This window comes from Amycolatopsis sp. WAC 01375 (assembly GCF_003947325.1).
In the GTDB taxonomy this organism is placed as follows: Bacteria; Actinomycetota; Actinomycetes; order Mycobacteriales; family Pseudonocardiaceae; genus Amycolatopsis.
This window is the reverse complement of the sequence record NZ_QHHW01000033.1, coordinates 204,418-229,320: the sequence shown is the minus strand read 5'-3', so window position 1 is coordinate 229,320 and position 24,903 is coordinate 204,418. Positions and strand designations below refer to the sequence as shown.

28 protein-coding genes are annotated in these 24,903 nt (G+C 68.6%); 17 read left to right on the top strand and 11 right to left on the bottom strand.

The genetic code is table 11. The features are described from left to right. The 3 genes from DL991_RS22155 to DL991_RS22145 form a co-directional block, all read left to right on the top strand. Positions 1-347, top strand: a 347-nt coding sequence (locus DL991_RS22155) for a TlpA disulfide reductase family protein (protein ID WP_148106369.1), incomplete at its 5' end; no start/stop codon positions are given. Then, positions 344-1,051, top strand: a complete 708-nt coding sequence (locus DL991_RS22150; protein WP_125786245.1) for a CoA pyrophosphatase — start codon at positions 344-346, stop codon at positions 1,049-1,051. The genes DL991_RS22155 and DL991_RS22150, both read left to right, overlap by 4 nt. Before the next feature lie 6 nt (positions 1,052-1,057). Next, a complete protein-coding gene (locus DL991_RS22145) occupies positions 1,058-2,242 on the top strand; it encodes a MarP family serine protease (protein ID WP_125786244.1) in 1,185 nt (394 codons plus the stop codon). Positions 2,243-2,264: 22 nt separating this feature from the next. Here DL991_RS22145 and DL991_RS22140 read toward each other — a convergent pair whose 3' ends face one another. Genes DL991_RS22140 through nhaA form a run of 4 tightly spaced genes read right to left on the bottom strand, consistent with a single transcriptional unit; the run spans position 2,265 to position 5,349 of the window. Beyond that, positions 2,265-2,681 carry a DUF1992 domain-containing protein gene (locus DL991_RS22140; RefSeq protein ID WP_125786243.1) on the bottom strand — a complete coding sequence of 139 codons (417 nt, stop codon included), beginning with the start codon at positions 2,679-2,681 and terminating at the stop codon, positions 2,265-2,267. Beyond that, positions 2,678-3,601, bottom strand: coding sequence for an alpha/beta fold hydrolase (locus tag DL991_RS22135; protein WP_125786242.1), 924 nt, complete (start codon positions 3,599-3,601; stop codon positions 2,678-2,680). Before DL991_RS22135 ends, DL991_RS22140 begins: the two co-directional genes overlap by 4 nt. 11 nt (positions 3,602-3,612) lie before the next feature. Then, the gene (locus DL991_RS22130; RefSeq protein ID WP_125786241.1) at positions 3,613-4,101 is read right to left on the bottom strand and encodes a phage holin family protein; all 489 of its coding nucleotides are present in this window, start codon (positions 4,099-4,101) and stop codon (positions 3,613-3,615) included. A 51-nt stretch (positions 4,102-4,152) separates the two neighbouring features. Then, complete coding sequence (nhaA, locus tag DL991_RS22125; protein ID WP_125786240.1) at positions 4,153-5,349, bottom strand: Na+/H+ antiporter NhaA; 1,197 nt, start codon at positions 5,347-5,349, stop codon at positions 4,153-4,155. A 208-nt stretch (positions 5,350-5,557) separates the two neighbouring features. On the opposite strand from nhaA, the gene DL991_RS22120 reads away from it, so the two are divergent. The 5 genes from DL991_RS22120 to DL991_RS22100 all read left to right on the top strand — a co-directional run bounded on the left by DL991_RS22120 (position 5,558) and on the right by DL991_RS22100 (position 9,757). Then, a complete protein-coding gene (locus tag DL991_RS22120; protein WP_199754030.1) occupies positions 5,558-7,018 on the top strand; it encodes a peptide MFS transporter in 1,461 nt (486 codons plus the stop codon). A gap of 163 nt (positions 7,019-7,181) precedes the next feature. Next, the gene (locus DL991_RS22115; protein WP_125786238.1) at positions 7,182-7,499 is read left to right on the top strand and encodes an SAV_915 family protein; all 318 of its coding nucleotides are present in this window, start codon (positions 7,182-7,184) and stop codon (positions 7,497-7,499) included. Continuing rightward, complete coding sequence (locus tag DL991_RS22110; RefSeq protein ID WP_125786237.1) at positions 7,496-7,783, top strand: hypothetical protein; 288 nt, start codon at positions 7,496-7,498, stop codon at positions 7,781-7,783. Before DL991_RS22115 ends, DL991_RS22110 begins: the two co-directional genes overlap by 4 nt. A gap of 2 nt (positions 7,784-7,785) precedes the next feature. Beyond that, positions 7,786-8,949 (top strand): hypothetical protein, encoded by a 1,164-nt coding sequence (locus tag DL991_RS22105; RefSeq protein WP_125786236.1) that lies wholly within the window; start codon positions 7,786-7,788, stop codon positions 8,947-8,949. Further along, complete coding sequence (locus DL991_RS22100) at positions 8,936-9,757, top strand: hypothetical protein (protein ID WP_125786235.1); 822 nt, start codon at positions 8,936-8,938, stop codon at positions 9,755-9,757. The genes DL991_RS22105 and DL991_RS22100 overlap by 14 nt, the downstream gene beginning before the upstream one ends. Here DL991_RS22100 and DL991_RS22095 read toward each other — a convergent pair. Continuing rightward, the gene (locus DL991_RS22095; RefSeq protein WP_125786234.1) at positions 9,744-10,463 is read right to left on the bottom strand and encodes a VIT family protein; all 720 of its coding nucleotides are present in this window, start codon (positions 10,461-10,463) and stop codon (positions 9,744-9,746) included. The genes DL991_RS22100 and DL991_RS22095 overlap by 14 nt on opposite strands. Positions 10,464-10,574: 111 nt before the next feature. Here DL991_RS22095 and DL991_RS22090 point away from each other — a divergent pair, with 111 nt between their 5' ends. Together DL991_RS22090 and DL991_RS22085 are read left to right on the top strand one after the other, a co-directional pair. Continuing rightward, on the top strand, positions 10,575-11,027 hold the full coding sequence (locus DL991_RS22090) for an ATP-binding protein (protein ID WP_125786233.1): 453 nt from the start codon (positions 10,575-10,577) through the stop codon (positions 11,025-11,027). Next, on the top strand, positions 11,024-11,806 hold the full coding sequence (locus DL991_RS22085; protein ID WP_233598935.1) for a tRNA(His) guanylyltransferase Thg1 family protein: 783 nt from the start codon (positions 11,024-11,026) through the stop codon (positions 11,804-11,806). The genes DL991_RS22090 and DL991_RS22085 overlap by 4 nt, the downstream gene beginning before the upstream one ends. Here the strand turns inward: DL991_RS22085 and DL991_RS22080 are convergent. Beyond that, the gene (locus DL991_RS22080; RefSeq protein WP_125786232.1) at positions 11,770-12,450 is read right to left on the bottom strand and encodes a DUF2848 domain-containing protein; all 681 of its coding nucleotides are present in this window, start codon (positions 12,448-12,450) and stop codon (positions 11,770-11,772) included. The genes DL991_RS22085 and DL991_RS22080 overlap by 37 nt on opposite strands. A gap of 108 nt (positions 12,451-12,558) precedes the next feature. Between DL991_RS22080 and DL991_RS22075 the strand changes: the two genes are divergently transcribed. Further along, the gene (locus tag DL991_RS22075; RefSeq protein WP_125786231.1) at positions 12,559-13,866 is read left to right on the top strand and encodes an MFS transporter; all 1,308 of its coding nucleotides are present in this window, start codon (positions 12,559-12,561) and stop codon (positions 13,864-13,866) included. Next, positions 13,863-14,198 carry a cupin domain-containing protein gene (locus tag DL991_RS22070; protein WP_125786230.1) on the top strand — a complete coding sequence of 112 codons (336 nt, stop codon included), beginning with the start codon at positions 13,863-13,865 and terminating at the stop codon, positions 14,196-14,198. Before DL991_RS22075 ends, DL991_RS22070 begins: the two co-directional genes overlap by 4 nt. A 53-nt stretch (positions 14,199-14,251) precedes the next feature. On the opposite strand, the gene DL991_RS22065 is transcribed toward DL991_RS22070, so the two are convergent. The 3 genes from DL991_RS22065 to DL991_RS22055 all read right to left on the bottom strand — a co-directional run bounded on the left by DL991_RS22065 (position 14,252) and on the right by DL991_RS22055 (position 17,564). Continuing rightward, complete coding sequence (locus DL991_RS22065; RefSeq protein ID WP_125786229.1) at positions 14,252-14,746, bottom strand: DUF6319 family protein; 495 nt, start codon at positions 14,744-14,746, stop codon at positions 14,252-14,254. A gap of 168 nt (positions 14,747-14,914) precedes the next feature. Continuing rightward, a complete protein-coding gene (acs, locus tag DL991_RS22060; protein WP_125786228.1) occupies positions 14,915-16,885 on the bottom strand; it encodes an acetate--CoA ligase in 1,971 nt (656 codons plus the stop codon). A 100-nt stretch (positions 16,886-16,985) separates the two neighbouring features. Beyond that, positions 16,986-17,564, bottom strand: coding sequence for a GNAT family N-acetyltransferase (locus tag DL991_RS22055; RefSeq protein ID WP_125786227.1), 579 nt, complete (start codon positions 17,562-17,564; stop codon positions 16,986-16,988). A gap of 114 nt (positions 17,565-17,678) precedes the next feature. On the opposite strand from DL991_RS22055, the gene DL991_RS22050 reads away from it, so the two are divergent. The 5 genes from DL991_RS22050 (at position 17,679) to DL991_RS22030 (ending at position 23,003) form a co-directional block, all read left to right on the top strand. Then, on the top strand, positions 17,679-18,176 hold the full coding sequence (locus DL991_RS22050; protein WP_005166906.1) for a phosphoribosyltransferase: 498 nt from the start codon (positions 17,679-17,681) through the stop codon (positions 18,174-18,176). Further along, positions 18,173-18,904 carry an oxidoreductase gene (locus DL991_RS22045; RefSeq protein WP_125786226.1) on the top strand — a complete coding sequence of 244 codons (732 nt, stop codon included), beginning with the start codon at positions 18,173-18,175 and terminating at the stop codon, positions 18,902-18,904. The genes DL991_RS22050 and DL991_RS22045 overlap by 4 nt, the downstream gene beginning before the upstream one ends. A gap of 156 nt (positions 18,905-19,060) precedes the next feature. Further along, positions 19,061-19,819 (top strand): 3-hydroxybutyrate dehydrogenase, encoded by a 759-nt coding sequence (locus tag DL991_RS22040; RefSeq protein ID WP_125786225.1) that lies wholly within the window; start codon positions 19,061-19,063, stop codon positions 19,817-19,819. Between the two features lie 26 nt (positions 19,820-19,845). Then, positions 19,846-21,162, top strand: coding sequence for an MFS transporter (locus DL991_RS22035; RefSeq protein ID WP_125786224.1), 1,317 nt, complete (start codon positions 19,846-19,848; stop codon positions 21,160-21,162). Beyond that, positions 21,159-23,003, top strand: a complete 1,845-nt coding sequence (locus DL991_RS22030; RefSeq protein ID WP_125786223.1) for a GAF domain-containing protein — start codon at positions 21,159-21,161, stop codon at positions 23,001-23,003. Before DL991_RS22035 ends, DL991_RS22030 begins: the two co-directional genes overlap by 4 nt. Here DL991_RS22030 and DL991_RS22025 read toward each other — a convergent pair. Together DL991_RS22025 and DL991_RS22020 are read right to left on the bottom strand one after the other, a co-directional pair. Continuing rightward, positions 22,981-23,565 (bottom strand): nitroreductase family protein, encoded by a 585-nt coding sequence (locus tag DL991_RS22025; protein ID WP_125786222.1) that lies wholly within the window; start codon positions 23,563-23,565, stop codon positions 22,981-22,983. The two genes, DL991_RS22030 and DL991_RS22025, sit on opposite strands and share 23 nt — an antisense overlap. A 4-nt stretch (positions 23,566-23,569) precedes the next feature. Next, entirely contained in the window at positions 23,570-24,841 is a 1,272-nt protein-coding gene (locus tag DL991_RS22020) for a tannase/feruloyl esterase family alpha/beta hydrolase (RefSeq protein WP_199754029.1), read from the bottom strand. Positions 24,842-24,903 lie beyond the last annotated feature (62 nt).

Here is a 24,903-nt window from a genome sequence, read left to right as displayed (position 1 = left end):
GTCCCGTGCTGGTCAACCTGTGGGCGTCGTGGTGCGAGCCGTGCCGCGCCGAACTGCCGTTGCTCCAGGAGTACGCCGCGTCGCCCGGCGCCGCCCGCGTGCTCCTCGTCCAGGTCGCGAGCTCCGGGGCCGACGGGCTGGCGATGCTGAGCGATCTGGGCGTCCGGCTGCCGTCGGTGTTCGACGGTGACGGACAGTCGGGCCCGGTGCGGACGGCACTAAAGGTCCCTTCCTCCCTCCCCGCGACGTACCTGGTCACGGCGGGTGGCGATGTCCGGCTCATCGAGAACCCACGTGTCTTCGTGAACACTGACCAGGTGCGCGCCGCTGTGGAAGGGAAACCATGACCGGCCCCCTCGTGGACACCGACGCCGTGCCCGCCTGGTTGCAGCCGCTGGTCAAGATCAGCGGGGACCTCGACGCGGCGACCTTCAGCCGGTTCAGCGTGCCACCGGACGCGAGCTACCGGTCCGCGTCCGTCCTGATGCTCTTCGGCGAGGGCCCGCAGGGGCCGGACGTGCTGCTCCAGCGCCGCGCCGACACCCTCGGCTCGCACGCGGGCCAGGTCTCCTTCCCCGGTGGGGGCGCCGAGCCGGACGACGACGGGCCGGTCGGCACCGCGTTGCGCGAGGCGGAGGAGGAGACCGGCGTCGAACCCGCGGGCGTGCTGCCGGTGGCGATCTTCCCGGAACTGTTCGTGCCGGTGTCCGCCTTCGCCGTGACGCCGGTGCTCGCCTACTGGCGGACACCGTCCCCGGTGCACGCCGTCGATCCCGGCGAGACGGCGGCGGTGGCGAGGGTGCCGGTCGCGGAACTCACCGACCCGGCCAACCGGTTCCAGGTGACGCGCGAGGGGTACGACTGGAAGGGGCCCGCGTTCGACGTGGGCGGGCTTTTCGTCTGGGGTTTCACGGGTGGCCTGCTGGCGATGACGTTGTCGCTCGGTGGCTGGGAACGGGACTGGGACCACGGCGACGTCCGGGACCTTGACGTAGCGTTGGCCGAACATCAGGCGCGGGTCGACGGGCGGCAAGTGCCGGAGAAGGAGTAGGCGCCGGTGAACTGGGTCGACGTACTGGTGATCCTCCTCGCGCTCCTGGCGGGCGTGTCCGGCGCGTTCCAGGGGGTGATCATCGCCCTTCCTTCGCTGGTCGGAGTGGTGCTCGGCGCGCTGGCGGGGATCAAGATCGCACCGCTGATCGTCGAACTCTTCGAACATCCGGCGGCGAAGGTCGCCTTCGCGGTGGCGACCGTGGTGTTCCTGGTCGCGCTCGGCGAGACCCTCGGGGTCTGGACCGGCCGGAAACTGCGGCAGAAGATCAACCCGGACAAGCTTTCCGGGGTCGACAAGACACTCGGCGCGGTGGTGCAGGCCGCCGTGGTGTTCGTGGTCGCGTGGCTGATCGCGACGCCGCTCACGGCCGTCTCGGGAGTGCCTGGGCTGGCGAAGTCGATCAACAGCTCGGTCGTGCTCGGCGAGGTCAACAACGTCATGCCGGACGCGGCGCAGGGCTTCCCGAGCGAACTGCGCAAACTGCTCGACGCGTCGGGCTTCCCGTCCATTGTGGACCCGTTCCAGAAGCCGAACGTCCAGGACACCAGCCCGCCGGACACCGCATTGCAGGCGAGCGCGATCGTCAAACAGGTGCACCGCAGCGTCGTGAAGATCCGCGGGAACGCGACTTCGTGCTCGCGGGCGCTGGAGGGCAGCGGATTCGTCGTCGCGCCGCAGCGCGTGATGACGAACGCGCACGTCGTCGCGGGGACCGACGAAGTCGCCATCGAGTCGACTTCGGGCAAGTTCCCGGCCAGGGTCGTCTACTTCGACCCCGAGGCCGACGTGGCCGTGCTCGCGGTGCCGAGGCTTCAGGCGCCGGTGCTCCCCTTCAAACAGCAGGTCGCGCGGGCGGGCGACGACGCGATCGTGCTCGGCTACCCGCTCGACGGCCCGTACACCGCGACGTCCGCCAGAGTGCGCGGCCGGATCAACCTGCGGGGGCCGGACATCTACGAGTCCAACACCGTGCAGCGGGACGTGTTCACCGTGCGCGGGCAGGTCCGCAGCGGCAACTCGGGCGGGCCGATGATCAATCCCGAGGGCGAGGTCATCGGGGTCGTCTTCGGCGCGGCCGTCGAAGACCCGGAGACCGGCTTCACGCTGACTTCGGAGCAGGTGCGGCCGGTGGTGGACACGGCCCCGGCGTTGAGCGCGAACGCGTCGACCGGCCCCTGCGCGAACTGAGCCCGCACGTGCGGAGGGTGAATCAGGAGCCTGACGAGAGGCCTTCGCGCCAGGAAGCGACGGTCTCCTCCACGTCCATCGGCCGTGCCCGCAACACCGGGCCGCCCGCCGGACGACGGTGCTCGGCGCGGATCCGTTCGTTCAGGTCCTCGACGATCTCCCGCACCCGTGCCTCACGGCGCACCCGCGCCAGCGTGTCCGGCAGGTCGTCGAGTTCCTTCGCGATGGCCAGCGACGGCGGCAGCAGTGCCGAAACGTCGTGCCCTCCGGCGCGGACCTTGTTCACCACCCAGGCCAGAGCCGTGTCGTCGCCGTCGGTCTTCGGCAGCGGTTTCCCCGCGCCGGGAAGGTCGTCGAACTCGCCCTTCGCCTCCGCGGCGCGGACCTGCCGGTCCACCCAGGACTCGAACGACACGCCCGTCGGTTTGCGCTCGGTCATGCCTCCAAGATACGGAGGAAGTCCAGCAGTGCCGCCGATGTGCGCTCCGGGGCCTCCAGATGCGGGAAGTGCCCGATGCCGGGCCAACGCTCGAGACGGGCGTCCGGGGCCCAGCGCCGCGACGCCGCCGCCGTCTCGGGTAGAACGCATCGGTCTTCCTCGCCGTGCAGTTGCAGCACGCGGGGAGCGAAGCGGCCTTGCAGTGCTTCGCTGAACCGGCGGCCTTCGCCGCGGAACTGCGCGCGGAACGCCCATCGGTAGTACTCGAGCGCGCTGTGCGGAACTCCCTGCACGAGCATCGCCTGCCGGAACGTCCGCACGGTCTCGATGAAGTCGGGCGTGTCCGTCCACTGTGGACCGGACCAGGCGCGGAACAGCTCTTCGACGGCGAGCGCTTCGTCCTTGACCAGCCATTTTTCCGGCGCCATCGGCAACTGGAAACGGAACAGATGTCCCGACGCGCGCAACTGTCCCGGCCGCCGGACGGCCCGGCGCAACGCCAGCGGATGCGCGCCGCCCAGCACACTGACCGAAGACACCAGCCGGGGGTGCAGCGCGCCGACCGTCCACGCGAGCATGCCGCCCCAGGCATGTCCGACGAGATGGGCCTTGCGCGCGCCGAGCGACTTGATCAGCCCGCCGACGTCACCGGCCAAGGTCCACGCGTCGTAGCCGCGCGGGGGCTTGTCCGAGTCGCCGTAGCCGCGCAGATCGACCGCGATCGCGCGGAAACCGGCGTCGGCGAGTGCCGTCAGCTGGTGGTGCCAGGTCCACCAGAACTCGGCGAACCCGTGCAGCAGCAGGACCACCGGCCCGTCGCCGAGTTCGGCGACGTGCAGCCGGATGCCGTTCGCCGAGACGTCACGATGGGTCCACGGGCCGTCGATCCGGACGATCGACGGATCCGGTGTCGCCTGCACCGCTCGAAGACTCAGTCTTGGTCTTCGGCGCCGTGACGCGGCTTGAACGCGGCGGCGGTGTCCTTGAAGCTGTTGATCGTGCGCTCCGGCGCCTTGATCTTCTTCACCTTGCGGTAGCCGAGGAAGCCCGCGACCGCCGTCGAGACGAGCATCAGCCCGAACACGATCAGGAACGCCGCCCAGCGCTGCAGGAACTCCGACAGCAGTTCGCCGAGGAAGAAAAAGAAGAAGAACGAGCTGTACAGGCCGATGACCAGCGCGACAAGGAAGAAGATGGCGCCCTTGAGGCCCTTCTTCGCCTCCGCGACGACTTCGGACTTGGCCAGCTCGACCTCGGCGCGGATCAGCGTCGAAACGTGCTGTGTGGCATCGCCGACGAGTTTCCCGAGGGACTGCTCGCTCGCTACCACGTCGTCATCGCTCGACAGGGGGAGGTAGGGCACGGCCCCCACGCCGTCGGGGCCGGTACGTTCGTGCTTGGGGCTGCTCACACCGGTCATCGTGCCACGTGCCCCGATCACGGGCGCGGCGGACCGGCGAGTGTCGGGCTCTCAATCGTCCTTCGCGTGCACGCGGCTGCGGTGCACGAGCATCGCGGCGGCCGAAAGCGAGGCGATGGCCGAAGCGATCAGCACCGCCGCCTTCGCCAGCTCGACGGACTCCCCGTCGAGCGCGAGATCGGCGATCAGCAGGCTCACCGTGAACCCGACGCCGCCGAGCATCGACAGCGCGCCGATGTCCCGCCAGCCCATCCCCCTGGGTTTCTCCGCGAGTTTGAACTTCACCGCGAGCAGGCTGGCGCCGAAGATCCCGATCAGCTTCCCGCCGACCAGCCCGACCAGGATGGCCAGCGGCAACGCCGTGGTGAACACCTCGCCGAGCGATTCGGCGTCCACCTTGATCCCGGCCGCGAACAGCGCGAACAGCGGCACCGCGACCGCGGCGGACCACGGCTGCAACCGGTGTTCGAGCCGGATCGCGGGCGCGTGCTCCTCGCCTTCGTCGGCGCGGACGCGGGTGAGCAGGCCGAGCGCGACGCCGGCGATGGTGGCGTGGACGCCGGCCGAGTGCACCGCGACCCACGTGATCAGGGCCAGCGGCACGTAGATCCAGGCGCTGCGGACTCGGCGCTTCTGCAGGTACGCGTACAACGCGAGCGCGACGACGGCGACGCCCGCGGCGACGAGGTCGAACTTCGCGGTGAACAGGATCGCGATGACGAGGATCGCGCCGAGGTCGTCGACCACCGCGAGCGAGAGCAGGAAGACCCTGGCGCTGCTCGGCAGGTTCGACGCGGTCAGGGCGAGGACGCCCAGCGCGAACGCGATGTCCGTGGCGACCGGGATGGCCCACGCGCGTTCGATGCCCGGCGTTCCCCAGCCGACGGCGAGCGCGACCAGCGCCGGGACGATCATGCCGCCGAACGCGGCGACCACCGGCAGGATCGCCTGTTTGAACCGGGAGAGCTCACCGACCACGAGTTCGCGTTTGAGTTCGAGCCCCGCGACGAAGAAGAACAGCGCGAGCAGGCCGTCTTTCGCCCAGTCGCCGATCGTCAGATTCAGGTGGAGGAATTCGGGGCCGAGCCGGAAATCGCGGATCGCGCGATAAACGTCGTCAATGGGCGAATTGGCCCAGAGCAGGGCGATCGCGGTGGCGCCGAGCAGGATCATCCCGCCGGTCGTCTCCGTGCGCAGGTAGCGGGCGAATTCGGCGACGGCTTTCGCGGGGCGGGTGGGTCCGGACAAAGCATCCTCCGGTTTTCGGCGACGACGAACACTGTTGCCGACCAGACTTCCCGGCGCACCTTGACGCGATTTTAATACCTCGAGCTGCGGAAATCTCGCTTTCATGACAGCTGCCACAGAGATCATGCGGACGTCGGTGTCCCGTCCACATGGTGGGCTTCTAGCATGTCAATCGGAAACCGACAACGATGTCTTCACAAAGGACGGCATGGTGAGTACCTCTACCGAGGTCCAGCGAGACACGAGGTTTTTCGGGCACCCACGAGGGCTCGCGAACCTCTTCGGCGTCGAGATGTGGGAGCGTTTCTCGTTCTACGGGATGCTCGGCATCCTCCCGATCTACCTCTACTACGAAGTCAGCCAGGGCGGCCTGGCGTTGCCGAAGGCCTCCGCGCTCGGCATCGTCGGCGCGTACGGCGGCATGGTCTACCTGTCGGCGGTGATCGGCGCCTGGGTCGCGGACCGCGTGCTCGGCTCCGAACGGACGCTGTTCTACAGCGCGATCCTGATCATGATCGGGCACGTCAGCCTCGCCGTGCTGCCCGGTCTCGCGGGCATCGGCGTCGGCCTCGTCTGCGTGGCCGTCGGCAGCGGCGGGCTGAAGTCCAACGCCACCGCCATCGTCGGGACGCTGTACGCGCCAGGTGACGAGCGTCGTGACGGCGGTTTCACGATCTTCTACATGGGCGTGAACGTCGGTGGGTTCGTCGGGCCGCTGCTGACCGGGCTCGCGCAGAGCGAGATCGGTTTCCACGTCGGGTTCGGGCTCGCCGCGGTCGGCATGGCGCTCGGCCTGATCCAGTACACGATCGGCCGCAAGAACCTCGGCGAGAAGGCGAGCGAGATCCCCAACCCGCTGCCCGCCTCCCGGCGTCCGCTGGTCCTCGGCGGCACCGCGGTGGGTGTCGCGGCGATCGTCCTGCTGGTGGTCTTCGGTGTGATCAACCCGGCGAACCTGGTCGACATCGTCGTCGGGGCCGTCGCGGTCATCTCGGTCATCTACTTCGTGGTGATCATCAGCAGCAAGAAGATCACCTCCGACGAACGCACCAGGGTGTACTCGTTCATCCCGATGTTCATCGCGAGCGCGGCGTTCTTCTCGCTGTACCAGCAGCAGTTCACCGTCGTCGCCGCCTACACCGACGAGCGGTTGAACCGCACCGTCTTCGGCTGGGAGATGCCGGTGGCGTGGGTCAACTCGATCAACCCGGTGTTCATCATCCTGTTCGCGCCGGTGATCGCGGCGATCTGGACGAAACTCGGCCCCAAGCAGCCGTCCTCGCCGATCAAGTTCGTCCTCGGCACCGTCACCATGGGCTTGGCGTTCCTGCTGTTCCTCCCGATGGTCGGCAGCGGCAAGAACGCGAGCCCGCTGCTCGCGCTGGCGGGCATCCTGTTCGTGTTCACCATGGCGGAACTGATGCTTTCGCCGGTCGGCCTTTCGCTGTCGACCAAACTCGCGCCGGAGGCGTTCCGGACGCAGATGGTGGCGCTGAACTTCCTGTCCATTTCGCTCGGTACGGCGATGTCCGGAAAGCTCGCCGAGTACTACTCGGTGGAGAACGAAGCGCCGTACTTCAGCATCGTCGGCGGAGTGGCCATCGTGGTCGGTGTGGCGCTCCTGGTGGCGACGCCGATGATCCGCAAGCTGATGAAGGGCGTTCACTAGACGCTCCGATTCACCTGATGAAGGCCCTCTTCCGGCGCACAACGCGGGAAGGGGGCCTTCGTCCATTCCGGTCCGGGAACCCCACGGCGCCGAACTGCGTCAAAGCCGACGAACTGAGACGATCGCCATGGACGACGCAAAACGGACCATCAGGGTTGACGAAATGACCAGTCCCGAAAACGCACAGCCGGAAAGCAAGCCGATCCCGCGGGAATTCCCGCCGGTCGTGTACCTGCCCTGTATGGAAGCGGTGGCCGACGCCACTGAGGCGCGCGTCGCCATGCGCACGACGAGAGACGGCAGGGTCGCGCTCCTCGCCTATTCCGCGCTCGATCGCCTGCACGACTGCTGTGGTCCCCATCAGCCGTGGATCGTCATGCCGACACCCGGGCTCGACGCGTTGCAGAAGGCGCAGCCCTTTCAGCTGCTGCTGCTCGACGTCGTGATTCCCGAGGACAAACGGCAGGAGGGGGCGGCGTGACCGGGCCGAAGGTCGATCACGACGTCCTCGACGGCATCGCGAGCAAACTGCGCAACGCCAGTTCCGACGTCGACAAGCTGGGTAACTCGGTCCCCGGCACTCCCGACGCGGGAGTCGGTACGCCCGCGGTCGTCGGCATCCTCGCCCATTTCGTCGAGAACGCGAGTGCCCTGGTGCTCGGTGCGGCCGGTGCCGGCGACGACGTCGCTTCGGCGAACAAGGGCTACCGCGAGCAGGACCACGCCGCGGGAGAAGACGTCCGTAAAGCGGCCGGGGGGCGTTGACCATGGGGATCGACACGAAGATCGAGGGAAATCCCGAAAGCGTCCGCGGCGCGGGCCATTGGCTGCGCGACTCGCTGGCGAAAAGCGTTTCGGACGCGGCGACGCAGATCTACCACGCGAGGAACAGCGCGGACGCCGGATGGGGCGGCGAGGGCGGCCAGGCCTTCCGCGCCAAGATGACCACCGGTGCCGAAAAGACCGACCAGTTGTCCGCCGCGGCCAAGACGGCCGCGCAGAACTTCGACACTTACGCCGCGGACCTCCACCGCGCCCAGGAAGACATGCGCGGGGTCCGGAAACGCGCCGCCGCCGCCGGGCTCACGGTGAACGGCGACGTCATCGAGGATCCGGGCAAGGGCCCGTCCGCGCCCGGCGCGGCACCCACCGGCGAGGCCGCCACGCCGGACGCCGTGAAGGCGCACGACGACGCCGTCACCGCGTCGAACGCGCACGCGGCCAAGGTCAAGGCGTACAACACGGCCAAGACCGAGTCCGACGCCGCGAGCCACATCGCGAAACTCGCGGGTGACACGCTGAAGAACGTCTGGCAGGACGTCACGCAGAAGTGGTTCCTCGTGGTCGGCGACCTCACCAGCGGCGCCGCCGGGACACTCGCCGCCAAACATTCGTCGATTCTCGGCAAACAGGCGAAGTTCCTTTCCGAGGAATCCGCGAAGTTCCTGGAGCGGGCGCGAACCGCGCCGGCGGGGACCCCCGCGTCGCAGATCTATCGCGATGTCGACCTCGGCCGGACCGCTGCCCAGCAGGCGGACGACGTCGCGGCCGCGGCGAAGAACACCGACGCCAACGCGGCCAAGTGGGGCCTTCGAGCGGGTGGTGCGCTCGCCGTCGCCGGGGTCGCCTACGACATCGCCAACGGCAAACCGGCCGCGCAGGCGATCGTTTCCGGTGGCGTCGGTTTCGGCGCCTCGGTGGCCGCCGGCGCGGCGATCGGCACCCTGATCCCGGTGCCCGTCGTCGGAACGGCGGTCGGTGCCATCGGCGGTGCTGTGGTAGGTGTATTCGCGTCGGGCATGGTCGATTCCCTGTGGACGAACGGGATCGGCGACGTTGGCGGAGCGATCGAGGACGGGGCCGAAGCTGTGGGCGATGCGGGCAAGGCCATCGGCGGACTCGCCAAGGACGCGTGGGATGCCATCTTCTGACCTCGGCGAGCGACCCGCGGAATGGCCGCCCGGTGACGGCGGGAAGTACAAGGCGGCGCTGGTCTTCGTGGTGCTCCTCGGGGTCGCTTGTGTGCCCGTCGGGTTCGGGTTCGTCGCGATCGGCAAGGCCGGGGCGCTGAAGTACGCCCTCCTGCTCGCGGCGTTGTTCCTGCTCACAGCGGTGTACGGGCTGGTGACGAGGATCCGTCCCGGGCATCGCCATGCCGACATCGCGATCACCACCTACGACGGGCACCCGGCCACCGAAATCCGCTACTCGCAAGCGGCCTTCACCGTCCTGACACTGCTGATGGTCTGCCTGACGGCCCTCTGCGCGCTGGGCGTCTGGGACTTCCTGTCGGCGGGCGAAGAGGGGGCGGCGGCACCGGTCGGAGCGGCGTTGATGGGGCTCGCCGCCTTGTTCTTCTCGAGTTTCCTCGTCTTCGTGGTGGCGGGCCGGTTGCAGCGCGGCCGGGTCGTCCTGGCTCGGCAGGGGATTTTCCAGCGCGGGAGGGCCTTTTCGTCGTTCCTGCCGTGGGAGGCGTTCGCCGGGGCGAAGGCCGCGTACAACGGAACGCCCGAAGTGCTGGTGATCGCCTACACCAACGCGCCATGGGACAAGCGGCGGCTCGGCGGGATCTGGCAGCTCGACAAGCTGCCGCCCGCGCCGATGATCGAGATCGACACGACGTCGTTCGCGCTCGACCCGACCGTGGTCTATCACCTGGTGCGGTTCTACGTGGAGAACCCGGCCGCCCGCGCGGAGCTGGGCACGGACGCCTCTCTGCGCCGGTTCAGCCCACGCTGACGCCGAACAGCACGCCGACGTAGTAGGTCACCAGCATCGTCAGCGCGCCGACGCCGACGTTCCGCGCGAGCGCGCGGCCGACGCGGGCGTCGCCGAGTTTCGCGCTGACGAACCCGGTCAGCGCCAGGCCGACCACCACCGCCGACGCGCACGCCCAGACCCGCGCCGAGGTCGGCGTCCACACGATCGACAGCAGCGGCAGGAGCGCGCCGACGGTGAACGCCACGAACGAGGCCCACGCCGCCTGCCAAGGGCTGGTCAGATTGTCCGGATCGATGCCGAGTTCGGCTTCGGCGTGCGCCTGGAGCGCGTCCTTTTCGGTCAGTTCGCGGGCGACCTCGGCGGCGAGTTCCGGAGAGAGCCCCTTCTCCTCGTAGATTTCCGCGAGTTCCCGTTCTTCGGCCTCCGGCATCTCTTTCAGTTCACGCTTTTCCAGCCGCAACTGGGCGCGTTCGGTGTCGCGCTGGGTGCTCACCGACACGTATTCGCCGCCCGCCATCGAAAGGGCGCCCGCGACCAGTCCGGCGATTCCCGCGGTCGCGATCACGGTGGAGTCGGTGGTCGCGCCCGCGACGCCGACCACGATGCCCGCCACCGAAACGATCCCGTCGTTCGCGCCGAGAACCCCGGCGCGAAGCCAGTTCAGCTTGCCGCCCAGATCCGCGTGCGGCTCGTGCGGATGTGCGGTCGATACGGTCTCGGTCACCTTTTCAGTGAAACACAAAGAACGGTATCCGGCGAGCGAAGGCCGTTTCGGTAAATAGAGGCAATCCTTATTGACTATTGCCTTACCTAACCCATCGGCTAGGTTCAGTCCGTGGCAGAGGTGGTGATCCTGATCGGGCTCCAGGCGTCCGGGAAGACGACGTTCTTCCGCCGGGAGTTCGCGAGCACACACGTCCATGTCAGCAAGGACACCTTCCCCAACGCCCGGCGTCCCCAGGTCCGGCAACTGCGGATGCTGGCCGAAGCGCTCGAGGACGGCCGTTCGGTGGTCGTGGACAACACCAACCCCTCGCCGGAGGAATGGGCGCCGCTGGTCGAGGTCGCCAGGCGGTACGGCGCGCGGGTGCGCGGCTACTGGTTCCCGCCCGACCTCGCCGGGTCCCACGGGCGCAATGCGCTCAGGAAAGGGAAAACCCGGGTGCCCGACGTCGGTCTGTATGCGACGCTGAAACGCCTCAGGCGACCTGGCGCCGAGGATGGTTTCGATGAGCTGTACACCGTCGGATTCGACGGTGAGGGTGGTTTCGTCGTGGAACGGGGGTGACCGTGGAATCCGGCGGTTTCGAGGCGCGGCAACGCGAACGCGAGTGGTTCCACGGCCTGACCGTCCCGCCGGGATCGTGGACTGTGCTCCGCGTGGACGGCCGCGGGTTCTCCAAGTTCACCGAAGCGCGGTTCGAGAAGCCCTTCGATCCCCGGTTCAGCGAGTGCATGGTCGAGGCGGCCAAGGCCTTGATGGCGGACTTCGCCGCGCCGTACGTCTACACCGAGAGCGACGAGATCTCGATCCTGCTCGATCCCGCCGCCGACCTGTTCGGAAGGGGTGTCGAGAAGCTCGTGTCGATCTCCGCCGGGATCGCGTCGGCGGCGTTCACGCACGCGGCCGGAGTGCCCGCGCATTTCGACGGCCGGGTTTGGCTCGGCACGACGGCGGACGACGTCGTCGACTATTTCTCATGGCGTCAAGCGGACGCGACACGCTGCGCGCTCAACGGCTGGTGCTACTGGATCTTGCGCAAGGCGGGGAAATCGGCGCGGGAAGCGGGAGACGTCTTGGACGGCGCGAGTATCCCCGAGAAGAACGAGCTGCTTTACGCGCATGGCGTGAACTTCACCGAAGTGCCCGCCTGGCAGCGACGCGGCGTCGGGCTGTACTGGGAATCCTACGAGCGCACCGGATTCGATCCGGTGCGCGAGATCGAGGTCCCCGCGACCCGCCGCCGCGTCCGCGTGGAGCGTGAGTTGCCGATGAAGGACGAGTACCGCGTCTTCGTCGGCGAACTGCTTCAGCCGATCGGTTCGGGCAGCCGCCGCACGGTGTAGGCGAGTTCGATCGTCTCGCCGGTCGCCGGGTCGCCCAGTTCCACCCGCCAGGAATCGGCGAACTGGTCGACGCCGTGCACCATCGGGATGGTCCCCGAGATCAGCACGGTGCCCGGGGCGTAGAGGTCACGCTCGCGCAGCACGTCCAGCCAGTACGACGGCGGCAGCAGCTCCGCGAGTTTTCCTTGCTGGATCAGGGTTTCCCCGGCCCAAGCCGAAAGCGTGAGGTCGTCGAGCCGGTCCTGGACGTCGACGAGGCGCCAGGCCTTGGCGGCGAGCACGTCGGGGCCGGCGTTCTTGCTCCACGCGACGCCGTGCGCTTCGAGCGCGCGGTCGGTGTGGTCGCAGGCGGCGGTCAGGAGGACGTCCTCGGGCGCGGGGCCGGTGATGACGATGGCCCATTCGGCCTCGCCGGAGGTCCGCTCGTGCTGCACCGGGACCTCGTCGGTCTGGCTCGCCAGGTACGGCGCGACCGGGTAGAGCGCCGGGATCACCGAAGGCGCGGGGACGCCGAGTTCGGCCAGTTCGGCCACATGGGCGGCGACGTCCTCCTGGCTGCGACCGGCGTATCCGGCGTTCAGCAGCGTGTGGACCTCGGTTCGCCGCTCCTCGCCGCCGGGAAGGGTGAAACGCAGCTCAGGCATCTGTCCTCCGAGATTGGGGGTTGCGCATACAGCTTGTATACAAGGAGTATATCCGCAATTCAACCCCTCCCGGCGGGGTTGCGGATCTCCTACGGACGGGATGTGGACATGACCTCACCAGCCGGTGACCGGCGTTCGCTGCACAAGGCCTTCGCGGCCAGCCTCTCGGGAACAGCGCTCGAGTGGTACGACTTCGCGGCCTACTCGGTGGCGGCCGCGACGATCTTCGGGCATCTCTTCTTCCCCTCGGAAGATCAGCTCGCGAGCACGATGGCGGCGTTCTCCACCTACGCCGTCGGCTACCTCGCCCGGCCGCTCGGCGGATTCCTCTTCGGCCGCCTCGGCGACGTGCTCGGCCGCAAGCGGATCCTGGTCATGACGCTCGTGCTCACCGGGGTGGCGACTTTCCTCATCGGTGTCCTGCCCACTTACGAGAACATCGGCGGCTTCGCGGCGGTGCTGCTCGTGGCGCTGCGGTTCGCGCAGGGTGTCGGCATCGGCGGCGAATGGGGTGGCGCCGTCCTGCTCTCCAGCGAGTTCGGCGATCCGGCCAAACGCGGTTTCTGGGCGTCCGCCGCCCAAATCGGCCCGCCCGCGGGCAACCTGCTCGCCAACGGTGTCCTCGCCGTACTGGCCGCGCTGCTCACCGAGGCCCAGTTCAACAGCTGGGGCTGGCGGATCGCGTTCCTGCTTTCCGGCGCGCTGGTCGGTTTCGGCCTGTGGATCCGGCTCAAGCTGGAGGAGACGCCGGTCTTCAAACAGATCCAGGAGCGCGGCGAGCGTTCGTCGGCGCCGATCTCCGAGGTCTTCCGCACCGAACGCCGCGCGCTGGTCGCGGCCGTGCTGATCCGCGTCTGCCCGGACGTGTTGTACGCGCTGTTCACCGTCTTCGTCCTCACCTACGTCACCACGCACACCGACCTCTCCCGTGGCGCCGGGCTGGCCGCGGTGATGATCGGTTCGGCGTTCCAGCTGGTGCTGATGCCGTTGTTCGGCGCGCTCTCGGACCGTGTCTCGCGGCGCAAGATGTACCTGGTCGCGACCATCGCGGCCGGGATCTGGCCGTTCGTGTTCTTCCCGATGGTCAGCGGCGGTTCGTTCCTCATGCTGGCGCTCGGCATCGTGCTCGCGCTGGTCATCCACGCCGCGCTCTACGGCCCGCAGGCCGCGCTCGTCACCGAGCAGTTCTCGCCGCGCCTGCGCTACACCGGCAGCTCGCTGGCGTACACCCTCGCCGGCGTGATCGGCGGGGCGCCCGCGCCGCTGCTGTTCACGGCGCTGCTGGCCGGCTTCGACACCTGGGTCGCGATCGGCGTCTACCTGCTCGCGACCGCGGTGGTGAGCGTCATCGGTGTCGTGCTCGCCCGTGACCCGGACCGCGAGGAGGAGGCGGCGGCCATGGAGCCCGCGCGATGACCTGGTCGCCGATGTCCACAGTGGAGGGTCTGCCGCTGATCGGCGGACAGGGCCGGTTCCGGACGCTCGCCACGGCGGAAGGCGGGCTGGCGTACGAGATCGCCTACCCGGCGGGCGTCGCTTCTCCCGTGCACAGCCACGATCACGACAGCATCGTGTACCTGGTTTCGGGTTCGCTGCGCGGCACACTCGACGGCCGGGAAGTGACCCTCGAAGCCGGCGGCACGATCGTCCACCCGCGCGGTGTCCCGCACAGCGTCGAGGCCATCGTGGACAGTCAGTGGGTCGAGTTCAAGACGCCACTGCCTTCGCGGCCGCCGATCGCGGAATGAAAAACCGGGGCGGACACTGATATCCAGCGTCCGCCCCGGTCGGGAGGAAAGTCTTACGCGTCCAGCTCGGCCAGCGCCAGCTTCGCCTTCTCCAGCTCGGCTTCGAGCTGAGCGACCTTCGCGGCCTGCAGCTCGCGGGCGGCGTTGATGACCTCGTCGATCGGGCCCGACAGGTCGGCGTGCAGTTCCTTGGCGGCGCGGGACACGGCCGCGGCCGGGATCTCCAGGCCCTTCGCGACCCACTTGGCGCCGTTCTTGAGCTCGGCCTGCCACTCGCCGTCGGCGGTGCCGGTGACCGTGAGGGTCAGCTCGACGGTGCGGGTCTTCTTCGCCGTCGTGGCGACCTTCGGGCGGCCACGCTTGGGCTTGGGGGATTCCACCGCGCCGTCGGTGGCGTCTTCGGTGGGGGTCTCCGGGGTTTCCGGAGTCTCGGTCTTGGCCTCGGCAGGGGCTTCGGCCGTCTCCGCCTGCGGCGTCGAGTCGACGGGCGCTTCGGTAGCCGCTTCTTCGGACACGGCGTCAGTGCGTGTCAAGGCATCCACGGTCATCGTCGGTGTCGTCTCCTTGCCCGGGTATGGGGTGGTACCCGGCACATCCTAGAACAGGCGTTCGAGTAGAGCGAACCGGGGTGTGGTAGGCGTGTCGAACGCCATGAAAGGTCCTTTCCTTGCGAAATTTGCAAGGAAAGGACCTTTCATGGCGCGCGCGAGGTGGAGTTACTCCTCCGACTTGCCGGTCTTCAGGCCCGAAGAGATCAGATCCATCACCGACGAGTCGGCCAGCGTGGTCACGTCGCCGACCTGGCGGTTCTCGGCGACGTCGCGCAGCAGGCGGCGCATGATCTTGCCCGACCGCGTCTTCGGCAGCTCCTGCACGACCAGGATCTGCCGCGGCTTCGCGATCGGGCCGATCTCCTTCGCGACGTGGTTGCGCAGCTCCTGCACGGCCTCATCGCCACCATCCACCGCGTTGCCGCGGAGGATGACGAACGCGACGATGCCCTGACCGGTGGTCGGGTCGGTCGCGCCGACGACGGCGGCCTCGGCGACCGTCGGATGCGAGACCAGCGCGGACTCGACCTCGGTGGTCGAGATGCGGTGCCCGGACACGTTCATCACGTCGTCGACCCGGCCCAGCAGCCAGACGTCACCGTCGGCGTCGTACTTCGCGCCGTCGCCGGCGAAGTAGTAGCCCTGGTCGGCGAAGCGGGACCAGTAGGTCTCGCGGAAACGCTCCTCGTCGCCCCAGATGCCGCGCAGCATGCCCGGCCACGGCTTGTCGAGCACGAGGTAACCGCCGCCGCCCTTGCCGACCTCGACACCCTGGTCGTCGACGACCTTCGCCGAGATACCCGGCAGTGCCCTCTGCGCCGAGCCCGGCTTCGTGGCGGTGACGCCCGGCAGCGGCGAGATCATGATCCCGCCGGTCTCGGTCTGCCACCAGGTGTCGACGATCGGCGCCGAGTTCGCGCCGACGTTCTCGCGGTACCAGATCCACGCTTCGGGGTTGATCGGTTCGCCGACGCTGCCGAGCACGCGCAGCGACGAGAGATCGTACTTCTGCGGGATCTCGTTGCCCCACTTCATGAACGTACGGATCAGCGTGGGCGCGGTGTAGTAGATGGAGACCTTGTGCTGCTGGACGATCTCCCAGTGGCGGCCCTCGTGCGGGGTGTTCGGCGTGCCTTCGTAGACGACCTGCGTCGTCCGGTTCGCCAAGGGCCCGTACACGATGTACGTGTGCCCGGTGATCCAGCCGATGTCGGCGGTGCACCAGTAGACGTCTTCGCCGGCCTTGTGGTCGAAGACGTTGTGGTGCGTGTACGCCGCCTGGGTCAGGTATCCGCCGGAGGTGTGCAGGATGCCCTTCGGCTTCCCCGTGGTGCCGGAGGTGTAGAGGATGAAGAGCGGGTGCTCGGAGTCGAACGCCTGCGGCGCGTGCTCCGCGGACTGGCTGTCGACCAGTTCGTGCCACCAGAGGTCACGGCCTTCGGTGATCGGCACCTCTTCGCCGGTGCGGCGGACGACGATGACCTTCTCGACCGATTCGGCGCCTTCGAGCGCTTCGTCGACATTGGCCTTCATCGGGGCGGCCTTGCCGCGGCGGTACTGGCCGTCGGTCGTGATGACGATCCGCGCCGCCTGGTCGTCCACCCGGGATCGCAGTGCTGTCGGGGAAAAACCACCGAAGACGACACTGTGCAGGACGCCGATGCGGGCACACGCGAGCATCGCGACGATCGCTTCGGGCACCATCGGCATCTGGATGGCGACCCGGTCGCCCGCCGTGAGGCCGAGGGACTCGAAGGCGTTTGCGGCCTTGGAAACCTCGTCCTTCAGCTGCGCGTAGGTGATGTCACGGTTGTCACCGGGCTCGCCGACCCAGTGGATGGCGACCTGGTCGCCGTGCCCGGAATCGACATGGCGGTCGACGCAGTTGTACGCGACGTTGAGCTTCCCGCCCACGAACCACTTCGCCACCGGCGCATTGGTCCAGTCCAGTACCTGGGACCACTTCGTTTCCCAGTGGAGGCGCTCGGCCTGCTTGGCCCAGAACGCTTCGCGGTCGGCGTCGGCTTCGGCGTAGAAGTCGGCGGTGGCATTCGCTTGCGCGCTGAAAGCCTCACTCGGGGGGAAGGTCCTGCTCTCCGTGAGCAAATTGTCCAGCGCCGGCGACTGCTCGGTCATGGTGCGATGCCTCCTGTGATTCGCGTGTCTTCACGCCCGTTGGCACGCTATCGACGTTACGACGCGAAGTAAAAGGTTGCATCGTGGTTGCGCGCGGCATTCACACGCTTGAGGACAAAGCGGTACGGACCGCGGGCCATTCTGGTCCGGTGACGGAGTAGACGACGGTGTCACGGATGGTCCCGTCGGGCCGGACGCGATGCGCGCGCAGCACCCCTTCCCGTTGCGCGCCGAGACGTTCGATCGCCTTCTGGGACTGCAGGTTGCGGATGTCGGTCTCCCACGAGACGCGGTTCGCGCCGAGGTCGTCGAAAGCGTGGCGCAGCAACAGGAGTTTCGACTCGCGGTTGAGTCCGGTCCGCTGCCATTCGGAACCGATCCAGGTGTAGCCGAGGGAAACGATCTTGTGGCGCGCGTTCATCGCGTAGAACGAAGTCGTGCCCGCGACCTCGCCGGTGCGGGCGTCGATCTGGGCCCAGGCGCGGCGGTCCGGGTCGGCGAGGATGTCGTCGACCATGGTTTCGGCCGCGGCGAGGTCCCGCGGCTGCCGGAGGCTGAGCCAGGTCCAGATCGCCGGGTCGGAGCCCGCCGCGAACAAGCCCTTCGCGTGATCGCGGGTGAGCGGCTCGAGGCGGACGCGTTCGCCGGTCAAGGTCGCGTGGGTGTTCCAGTCGGTCACGGGCTCGACGCTACGGACGGCAATGGCCTTACTGGAGAGCCAGTTTCGAAGCATTCGAGAAGGCCACTGAGGCGTTGCCTATGCTCGCGGGAACGATCGAGAAGGCGAGGCAGCATGGCCGAGGAGCGGGAAGAGCTCACCTGGGAGTTGTTCGGGACGGCCAGCAGGGAGCTGGCGCAGGCCGTCGCCGACGACGGCTTCGAGCCGGACCTCATCCTGTCGATCGCGCGAGGCGGGCTGTTCGTGGCGGGCGCGCTCGGCTACGCGCTCGACGTGAAGAACCTGCACGTGATGAACGTCGAGTTCTACACCGGCGTCGATCAGCGTCTCGACCTGCCGGTGATGCTGCCGCCGGTGCCGAACGTCGTCGACCTGACGAAGAAGAAGGTGCTCGTCGCCGACGACGTCGCGGACACGGGTGCGACCTTGAAGCTGGTCCGCGACTTCTGCGCCGACCACGTCGCCGAGGTGCGCTGCGCGGTCGTCTACGAGAAGCCGCGCTCCGAGGTCAAATGCGAGTACGTCTGGAAGCACACGGACCGGTGGATCAACTTCCCGTGGTCGGTGCAGGCACCGGTCGTACGCCGTGAGGGCCAGGTGCTGGACGCGTGACGGATCCGCTGAAGCCGCTGCTGGACCTCGAAGGGGTCGCCGCGGCCGCGAAATCGGCACAGGACGCGGTGTTCGCCGTCCACCGGCTGCCCGCCAACCTGCGCGGCGGCGCGGAGACGGCCGCCGAAGCGTCCGTGCGGTCGGCGCGGGCGTCGGCCGGGATCGAAGGCGCCGCGCCCGAACTGCCCGAATCCGGTGAAGTGACCGATCCGGTGCTGGCCGGCGCGCTGCGGGTGGCGGAAGCGCTGGAAGGTCTGCTTCCGACCTGGCGTCGTGCTCCGTTGCAGGCGTTGGCGCGCTTGCACCTTCTCGCCGCGTCGGATCTGGTGACGGATCCCGACGCACTGGGACGGCCGCGGTCGTCCGGCGACGTCGGTCCGCGGCTGGAGATGCTGGCGCAACTGATCACCGGCGCGACGTCGGTGCCGGGGCCGGTGCTGACCGCCGTCGTGCACGGGGAACTGTTGGCGCTCAAGCCTTTCGGCTCCGCGGACGGTGTCGTCGCGAGGGCAGCGGCGCGGCTTTCCGCGGTGGCGACCGGGCTGGACCCGAAGGCGCTGACGGTGCCCGAGGTGGCGTACTTCCGGCGCGTGCCGAAGTACCTCGAAGCCGCTTCGGCGTTCTCCGGCGGAACTCCTGATGGCGTCCGGGCTTGGCTGCTCTTTTCGTGTGAAGCCTTCGAGACCGGCGCCCGCGAGGCGAAGTCGATCTCCGACGCCGCCGGCTGACCCCCGCAATTCGGCACCTGGTTGCGATGCTTGCACGCACAACCATCGCAACCAGGTGCCGAATTGCGGGGTGTGCGGAGCGCACACGGGATCTTGAGCAGGTGTAGGGCGTAACCACATGGCCTAAGCGGGCCGGGCGACCTAACGTCGTCCGGCATGAGTGGTGCGTATCACAGCGATCTTGCCGGTAAGTCCGCGCTGGTCACGGGCGCGGCGAGCGGGATCGGCCTGGCCTGCGCCGAAGCGCTCGCCGAGGCGGGGGCCAAGGTCCACCTCGCCGACATCGACGACGCCGTCGAGAAGGCGGCCGCCGGCATCAACGGCATCGCGCACGTCGTCGACCTCACCGACGCCCAGGCCGTCGAGACCCTCCCGGCCGAGATCGACATCCTCGTCAACAACGCCGGTTTCCAGCACATCGCGCCGATCCACGAATTCCCGCCGGAGACGTTCGCCCGCATCCAGGCGCTCATGGTCACCGCGCCGTTCCTGCTCATCCGCCGCGTGCTGCCGAACATGTACGACCGCGGCTGGGGGCGCGTGGTCAACATGTCCAGCGTCCACGGCCTCCGCGCGAGCCCGTTCAAATCCGCGTACGTCACCGCGAAACACGCGCTCGAAGGGCTCTCCAAGGTCACCGCGCTCGAAGGCGCGGAACACGGCGTGACCAGCAACTGCGTCAACCCCGGCTACGTCCGCACACCGCTGGTCACCGGCCAGCTCCAGGCGCAGGCCGAAGAGCACGGGCTCGAACGCGACGCCGTCATCGAGCAGGTCCTGCTCCGCCGGTCGGCGATCAAACGGCTCATCGAACCCGCCGACGTCGCCGCCTGCGTGCTCTGGCTGTCCGGTGACCACGCCGCCCACGTCACCGGCACGTCCATCCCCCTCGACGGCGGCTGGACCGCCGCGTGAACCCTCTCCCAGAAAGGACCTCCCCGGTGACCACGCAGAACCGCGGCTCGATCGCGAAGGTCGTCAGCGCCAGCCTGATCGGCACGACGATCGAGTGGTACGACTTCTTCCTCTACACCTCCGCCGCGGCGCTGGTGTTCGGCAAATTGTTCTTCCCCACCAACGATCCGCTCACCGGCACGCTGCTCGCGTTCCTGACCTACGCGGTCGGTTTCCTCGCGCGGCCGATCGGCGGGCTGGTGTTCGGGCACTTCGGAGACCGCGTCGGGCGCAAGAAGCTGCTGGTGCTGAGCCTGCTGCTGATGGGCGGTTCGACCTGCGCGATGGGCATCCTCCCGACGTACGCCTCCGTCGGTGTCCTGGCGCCGGTCCTGCTGACGCTGCTGCGATTGGTACAGGGTTTCGCGCTCGGCGGCGAATGGGGCGGTGCGGTGTTGATCGTCTCCGAACACGGCGACGACAAACGCCGCGGGTTCTGGGCGTCTTGGCCGCAGTGCGGTGCTCCCGGCGGGAACCTGCTCGCGACGGCGGTCCTGGCGATCCTCGCCGGGACGCAGTCCGATGAGGCGTTCCTCAGCTGGGGTTGGCGGATCCCGTTCCTGCTTTCCGGTGTCCTCGTGGTGATCGGGCTGTGGATCCGGCTCGCGGTCAGCGAATCGCCGGTGTTCCTTGCCGCGCAGGAGAAGAGCAAGCCCGAGCACGCGCCGGTGGTCGAGGTGTTCCGGAACAACTGGCGCGCGGTGCTGATCACGATCGGCTCGCGCATGGCGGAGAATGTTTCGTACTACGTGATCACGGCGTTCATTCTCGTCTACGTCACCACCGGGCTGGGGTTGCCGAAGTCGGCCGGACTGAACGCGGTGCTCATCGGCTCCGCCGTGCATTTCGTGACGATTCCCTTGTGGGGCATTCTTTCCGACCGGATCGGCCGCCGCCCGGTCTATCTGTTCGGCGCGGTCGGCATGGCGGCGTGGAGTTTCGCGTTCTTCGCGATGCTCGACACGAAGAATTCCGGTGTCATCATTCTCGCGGCGACCGTCGGGCTGGTGCTGCACGGCGCGATGTACGGGCCGCAGGCCGCGTTCTTCTCCGAGCAGTTCCCGACGCGGGTCCGCTACACCGGCCTTTCGGTCGGCGGGCAGCTGTCGTCGATCGCGGCGGGGGCGGTGGCGCCGCTCATCGCGGTCGCGCTGTTCAAGGAGTTCGGCAGCACGATCCCGGTCTCGCTCTACGTGGTCGCGATGTGCGTGCTGACCGTGATCGCGCTGCTCGCCGCCCGCGAGACCAAGGGCGAGTCCCTGCACTCCGAAGTTCTCACGGAGCGCGGTCACGTGCCAGCATGACCGTTGTGGACGGTGCTGAGACGGCGACGCGGTTGCGCCGGCTGCTCGAACTGCTCGCCTCCGGGGCGGGCAGCGAGCAGCTGGCGCAGGTCCCTGTCGATCCGAAGGCCACCGAGCTGGCGCTGCGGATCCGGGACACCGTCGCCGAGCACCGGCGGCGCGAGGCGGAGCTGGCCGCGCTGTTCGACACGGCCAGCGACCTCGCCCGGCTGGACGATCCGGACGCCGTCCTCCGGTCGATCGTGCGGCGGGCGCGGGCGTTGCTCGGCGTGGACGTCTCGTATCTCAGCCTCAACGACGAAACCGAAGGCAAGACCTACGTCCGCGTGACCGACGGCTCGGTTTCCGCGCTGTTCCAGGACATCGTGCTGGGTATGGGCGAGGGGCTCGGCGGGCTGGTCGCGCAGACCGCGCGGCCGTACGCGACGGCGGATTACTTCGACGACAAGCGGTTCCGCCATACGTCGTCGATCGACACCGGGGTGCTCGACGAGGGGCTGACCGCGATCCTCGGGGTGCCGCTGGCGATCGGCAGCAAGGTCATCGGGGTGCTGTTCGCCTCCGACCGCACCACGCGGGAGTTCTCGCCCGACGAGGTCGCGCTGCTGTCGTCGCTGGCCGACCACGCGGCGATCGCACTGGACAACGCGCATCTGCTCGACGAGACGCGCCGCGCGGTCGCCGAGCTGAACGCCGCCAACGCGACGATCAGCGCGCACAACGACGCGATGCGCCGCGCCGAAGACGCGCACGACCGGCTGATGGATCTCGTGCTGCGCGGCGGCGACCTTGCCGAGGTCGCCGCCGCGGTCGCGGACGTGCTCGGCGGCGCCATCGCCGTCTACGACGCGGACGGCGTCGTCCTGGCCCGCACCGGTGCGGAGCTGAGTCTCTCGCGTGCTGCGGTGTCGGCGTCCCGGGCGAGCGGCCGGGCGGTGTCCACAGAGGACGGTTGGCTGTGCGCCGTCCAGGCTGGGCAGGAATTCCTCGGCAGTCTGGTGCTCGGCGGCGGGCCGTCGCTCGGCGAGGCCGATCGGCGGTTGTTCGAGCGGGCCGGCGTGGTCACCGCGGTGCTGCTGATGCAACGGCGTTCCGTCGCGCGCGCCGAGGACGAGGTGCGCGGGGAGTTGTTGTCGGACCTGCTCACCGCGCCGGGCCGCAACCCCTCCGCGCTACTGGCCCGCGGTCGTCGCTTGGGAGTCGATTTGTCGACACCGCATGCGGTGCTGGTCGCGCATTCCGACGACGTCTCCCGGCGACGGCTGGCCGCGGCGGCCGTGCGGCACGCGGATCTGGTCGGTGTCCACGCCGACGAGGTCGTCCTGCTGGTCCGCGGCGCGGAGCCCGGGGCGCTGGCCGGATCGGTCGCCGCCGAACTGACGTCCACAATGGACTGTCCGGTCACGGTGGGCGCGGCGGGCCCGGCGGCGTCGCCGCGGGAACTGGCCGTGGCGCACGCCGAAGCCGCGCGGTGCGTCGCGTCGTTGCTGGCACTCGGGCGGGCGGGGGAAGGCGCGAGCATGGCAGATCTCGGGTTCGTCGGGCTGCTCCTCGGCGACCACGCCGACCTCGGCGCGTACGTGACCGCCACGATCGGCCCGGTGCTCGACTACGACGAACGCCGCGGCACGGATCTGATCGGCACCCTTCGCGCGTATTTCGCCTGCGGCGGCAACTTGACGCGGGCGAAGGAACTTCTCCACGTGCACGTCAACACCGTCGTGCAGCGGCTGGACCGCATCGCGTCACTGCTGGGCGAGCAGTGGCAGGCGCCCGAGCGCGCGCTGGAACTGCAGCTGGCGCTCAGGCTGCACCGCCTCACCAGTGACCGAAACGGATGACCTCGTCGAAGCCGCGGCGAGCGACTTTGGTCGCCGAAGAGGCGGGTGAAGGTCCGGGCTCGTCACCGTGTCCGAGCGCCACGACGCCGATCGGGTCGTGATCCGCAGGCACCCCGAACTCGCTGTGAAGCCGCTCCACGCTTTCCGGCGCGAGCCCGAAGAACACCGCGCCGAGGCCCTCGTCGACGGCCGTCTGAAGGATCAGCATCGTCGCCATCCCGGTGTCGACATCCCAGTACGGCACGCGCCACCACGAGTCGTCGCGGTCGGCGACTCCCTTGTCGGGCTTGGCATAGCGGTCGAGGTACGCGTTCTTGACCGAGAGCGGCACGATCGCGACAGGGGCCGTGGTCACGGTTTCCGGCGCCCAGCTCGCCCCGAACTCCCAGAACTTCGCCAGTTCCTCGCCGGTGAAAACGAGAAATCCTTGTCCCTGTGAGAAACCGGCAGAGGGACCCTTCAGCGCGTTGCGCAGGATGCGCTGAAGGCTCGCCTCGGCGACGGGTTCATCGGTGAACTTCCGGACCATGCGACGGCGTCGTACGACGTCCTGGAATTCCATCCGATCAGCTTAGTGCGCAAGTGGTCGCCAGGTCACCGCTCGCGCGTGGGATCGTCGCCGAAGCGGGCGGGCGGACGCCGTCGAGCCAGCCTTCGAGCGCGGTGAACGCCGTGCGGAAACACGGGCCGATGGGCCGCAGCTTGTCCGGGTACGCGTCGTAAAGCCCGTCGACGTGGTTGCCGTCGACGACCCGGTAGTAGCGCTGTAACCCGGCGCGGCCCTGTTCGGCGATCATGCGCTGGTAGACGTCGGAATCGCGGGTGATCGGCAGGAGGGTGTCGAGGGTGCCGTGCAGGGTGATCAGCGGTTTGCCGATCCGGCCGGTCAGCGAAATCCGGTCGACCGCACGGTGCACCGACCGCGGGCGAGTGGCGTAGTCGTAGTCGGTTCCGGCGAACGCCGGGTCGAACTCGGCCTGGTAGATGCGTTGCGTCAGGCCCCAGTAGACGTCGTTGTGATACTGCCAGAGGAATTCCGAGCCCGGTGCGAAACCGGCGTCGAGGATCTGCTGGTGGGCCTGCGCGGAACCGGCGGCGTACGCGGGGTAGGCCTTGATCGCGGGCGGCAGGAAGGTGAACAGGTTCGGCCCGTCTTCGTGCCAAAGCGTGCCCTCCCAATCGATGCCGCCGTCGTAGAGCCACGGCCGGTTCTCGAGTTGCCAGCGGACGAGGTAGCCGCCGTTCGACAACCCGGCCGCGAGCGTGCGGCTCGGCGGGCGTCCGTAGCGGTGCGCCACGGCGGCCTTCGCGGCGATGGTCAACTGGGTGACCCGCGAGTTCCACTCGGCGAGCGCGTTGCCGGGGCGACGTCCGTCGGTGTGGAAACCGGCGCCGGTGTTGCCCTTGTCGGTGGCGGCGAACGCGTAGCCGGCGGCGAGGACCTGGTCGCCGATCGCGCGATCGTTCGCGTACTGCCGCCGCACGCCGGGGGATCCCGAGACGACGAGGCCGCCGTTCCAGTGATCCGGCAGTCGGAGCACGAATTGCGCGTCGTGATTCCAGCCGTGCGTGGTGTTCGACGTCGAGGTGTCCGGGAAGTAGCCGTCGATCTGGACGCCGGGAACTCCGTTGGGCGCGGGGAAACCGGCCGAGGTCAGCCCGGCCCAGTCGGCCTGGACCGTATGACCGGTGGCCAGGGTCCCGGTGGTCGTCAGATCGTCCAAACAGGACAGTTGCTGTTTCGCGGCGCCGGGAACGCGCACGTTCCCGCAACCGCTTGCCGCCTGGGCGGGGGTGGCCAGGGCCAGCATCATCGCGAGGACCAGAATGAGCCGCATCGGCCGACGATAAGCGCGGTCTTCGGAGGCCGGTACCGGGCGCGGCCACACAAAACAGGTCG

What these genes read in the sequence shown, in the direction of transcription:
- DL991_RS22080 (WP_125786232.1), bottom strand. Translation starts at nt 12,450, where the DNA reads ATGCCTGAGCTGCGTTTCACCCTTCCCGGCGGCGAGGAGCGGCGAACC.
- DL991_RS22020 (WP_199754029.1), bottom strand. Translation starts at nt 24,841, where the DNA reads ATGCGGCTCATTCTGGTCCTCGCGATGATGCTGGCCCTGGCCACCCCC.
- DL991_RS22070 (WP_125786230.1), top strand. Translation starts at nt 13,863, where the DNA reads ATGACCTGGTCGCCGATGTCCACAGTGGAGGGTCTGCCGCTGATCGGC.
- DL991_RS22120 (WP_199754030.1), top strand. Translation starts at nt 5,558, where the DNA reads ATGGTGAGTACCTCTACCGAGGTCCAGCGAGACACGAGGTTTTTCGGG.
- DL991_RS22105 (WP_125786236.1), top strand. Translation starts at nt 7,786, where the DNA reads ATGGGGATCGACACGAAGATCGAGGGAAATCCCGAAAGCGTCCGCGGC.
- DL991_RS22025 (WP_125786222.1), bottom strand. Translation starts at nt 23,565, where the DNA reads ATGGAATTCCAGGACGTCGTACGACGCCGTCGCATGGTCCGGAAGTTC.
- DL991_RS22050 (WP_005166906.1), top strand. Translation starts at nt 17,679, where the DNA reads ATGGCCGAGGAGCGGGAAGAGCTCACCTGGGAGTTGTTCGGGACGGCC.
- DL991_RS22150 (WP_125786245.1), top strand. Translation starts at nt 344, where the DNA reads ATGACCGGCCCCCTCGTGGACACCGACGCCGTGCCCGCCTGGTTGCAG.
- DL991_RS22065 (WP_125786229.1), bottom strand. Translation starts at nt 14,746, where the DNA reads ATGACCGTGGATGCCTTGACACGCACTGACGCCGTGTCCGAAGAAGCG.
- acs (WP_125786228.1), bottom strand. Translation starts at nt 16,885, where the DNA reads ATGACCGAGCAGTCGCCGGCGCTGGACAATTTGCTCACGGAGAGCAGG.
- DL991_RS22100 (WP_125786235.1), top strand. Translation starts at nt 8,936, where the DNA reads ATGCCATCTTCTGACCTCGGCGAGCGACCCGCGGAATGGCCGCCCGGT.
- DL991_RS22130 (WP_125786241.1), bottom strand. Translation starts at nt 4,101, where the DNA reads ATGACCGGTGTGAGCAGCCCCAAGCACGAACGTACCGGCCCCGACGGC.
- DL991_RS22030 (WP_125786223.1), top strand. Translation starts at nt 21,159, where the DNA reads ATGACCGTTGTGGACGGTGCTGAGACGGCGACGCGGTTGCGCCGGCTG.
- DL991_RS22075 (WP_125786231.1), top strand. Translation starts at nt 12,559, where the DNA reads ATGACCTCACCAGCCGGTGACCGGCGTTCGCTGCACAAGGCCTTCGCG.
- DL991_RS22115 (WP_125786238.1), top strand. Translation starts at nt 7,182, where the DNA reads ATGACCAGTCCCGAAAACGCACAGCCGGAAAGCAAGCCGATCCCGCGG.
- DL991_RS22140 (WP_125786243.1), bottom strand. Translation starts at nt 2,681, where the DNA reads ATGACCGAGCGCAAACCGACGGGCGTGTCGTTCGAGTCCTGGGTGGAC.
- DL991_RS22040 (WP_125786225.1), top strand. Translation starts at nt 19,061, where the DNA reads ATGAGTGGTGCGTATCACAGCGATCTTGCCGGTAAGTCCGCGCTGGTC.